This window comes from Micromonospora yasonensis (assembly GCF_026013475.1).
Classification (GTDB): Bacteria; Actinomycetota; Actinomycetes; order Mycobacteriales; family Micromonosporaceae; genus Micromonospora; species Micromonospora yasonensis.
Window position 1 is genome coordinate 1 of record NZ_JAPDPH010000435.1, and the last position, 1,756, is coordinate 1,756.

The 1,756-nt window shown below is 69.4% G+C and carries 2 protein-coding genes; both read left to right on the forward strand.

Features of this window, described 5'->3' with window-relative positions:
• Positions 1-11 precede the first annotated feature (11 nt).
• Positions 12-791 carry an electron transfer flavoprotein subunit beta/FixA family protein gene (locus ONA70_RS36130; protein WP_265010964.1) on the forward strand — a complete coding sequence of 260 codons (780 nt, stop codon included), beginning with the start codon at positions 12-14 and terminating at the stop codon, positions 789-791.
• A 12-nt stretch (positions 792-803) separates the two neighbouring features.
• On the forward strand, positions 804-1,756 hold a 953-nt coding region (locus ONA70_RS36135; RefSeq protein WP_265010963.1), incomplete at its 3' end, for an electron transfer flavoprotein subunit alpha/FixB family protein.

The window sequence follows — 1,756 nt, forward strand, 5'->3', positions numbered from 1 at the left end:
GTCGAAGCGCGATGAACATCGTCGTACTCGTCAAGCAGGTGCCTGATTCGGGCGCGGACCGCAACCTGCGTGCTGACGACAACACCGTCGACCGCGGTTCGGCGAACAACGTCATCAACGAGATGGACGAGTACGCCATCGAGGAGGCGTTGAAGATCAAGGAGGCGCACGGCGGCGAGGTCACCATCCTGACCATGGGTCCGGACCGGGCGACCGAGTCGATCCGCAAGGCGCTGTCGATGGGTCCGGACAAGGCCGTGCACGTGGTGGACGACGCCCTGCACGGGTCCTGCGCCGTGGCCACCTCGAAGGTCCTCGCCGCCGCCCTCGGTCAGCTCAATGCGGATCTGGTGATCTGTGGTGCCGAGTCGACCGACGGGCGGGTCCAGGTCATGCCGCACATGATCGCCGAGCGGCTGGGTGTGGCCGCGTTGACCGGCGCGCGCAAGCTCACCGTCGACGGCGGCACGCTGACCGTCGAGCGGCAGACGGAGGAGGGCTACGAGGTGGTCACCGCCTCGACCCCGGCCGTGGTCTCCGTCTGGGACACCATCAACGAGCCGCGTTACCCGTCCTTCAAGGGCATCATGGCCGCGAAGAAGAAGCCGGTGCAGACGCTGTTCCTGGCCGATCTGGGCGTCGCGGCTTCTGAGGTGGGCTTCGACGGCGCGACCAGCGCCGTGCTGGAGCATTCGAAGCGCCCGCCGCGCTCCGGCGGCGTCAAGGTCACCGACGAGGGCTCCGGCGGCGTGATGCTGGTCGAGTTCCTCGCCACCGAGAAGTTCGTGTGAGAGGTCAGGGTCATGTCTGAGGTTCTCGTCGTCGTCGAAGCCACCCGGGAATTCGGCGTCAAGAAGGTCACCCTGGAGATGCTCACCCTCGCCCGCGAGCTGGGTACCCCGAGCGCGGTCGTGCTCGGTGGCGCCGGCGCCGCGCAGGCGCTGGCCGGCAGGCTGGGCGAGTACGGCGCGGAGAGGATCTACGCCGCCGAGGGCGAGGAGATCGACGGCTACCTGGTGGCCCCGAAGGCCACCGTGCTGGCCGAACTGGTCGCTCGGGTGCAGCCGGCCGCGGTGCTGCTCGCCTCCTCCCAGGAGGGCAAGGAGATCGCCGCCCGGCTGGCGGTGAAGCTGGACAACGGCATCCTGACCGACGTGGTCGCCCTGGCCGCTGACGGCACCGCCACCCAGGTCGCGTTCGCCGGCTCGACCATCGTCAAGTCCAAGGTCACCAAGGGCCTGCCGCTGGTCACCGTCCGGCCGAACTCGATCAACCCGGCCCCGGCCGCGGCCACCCCGGCCGTCGAGCAGCTCACCGTCACGGTGGGCGACACCGACAAGCTGGCCAAGGTCGTGCAGCGGGTCGCCGAGCAGAAGGGCGCCCGCCCCGAGCTCACCGAGGCCTCGGTCGTCGTCTCCGGTGGTCGCGGGGTCGGTAACGCCGACAACTTCAAGCTGGTCGAGGAGCTGGCCGACCTGCTCGGCGGCGCGGTCGGCGCGTCCCGCGCGGCGGTCGACTCCGGCTTCTACCCGCACCAGTTCCAGGTCGGCCAGACCGGCAAGACCGTCTCCCCACAGCTCTACGTCGCGCTCGGCATCTCCGGCGCCATCCAACACCGGGCCGGCATGCAAACCTCGAAGACCATCATCGCGGTGAACAAGGACGCCGAAGCACCGATCTTCGAGCTGGCCGACTACGGCGTCGTCGGCGACCTGTTCAAGGTCGTGCCGCAGGCCGCCGAGGAGATCCGCAAGCG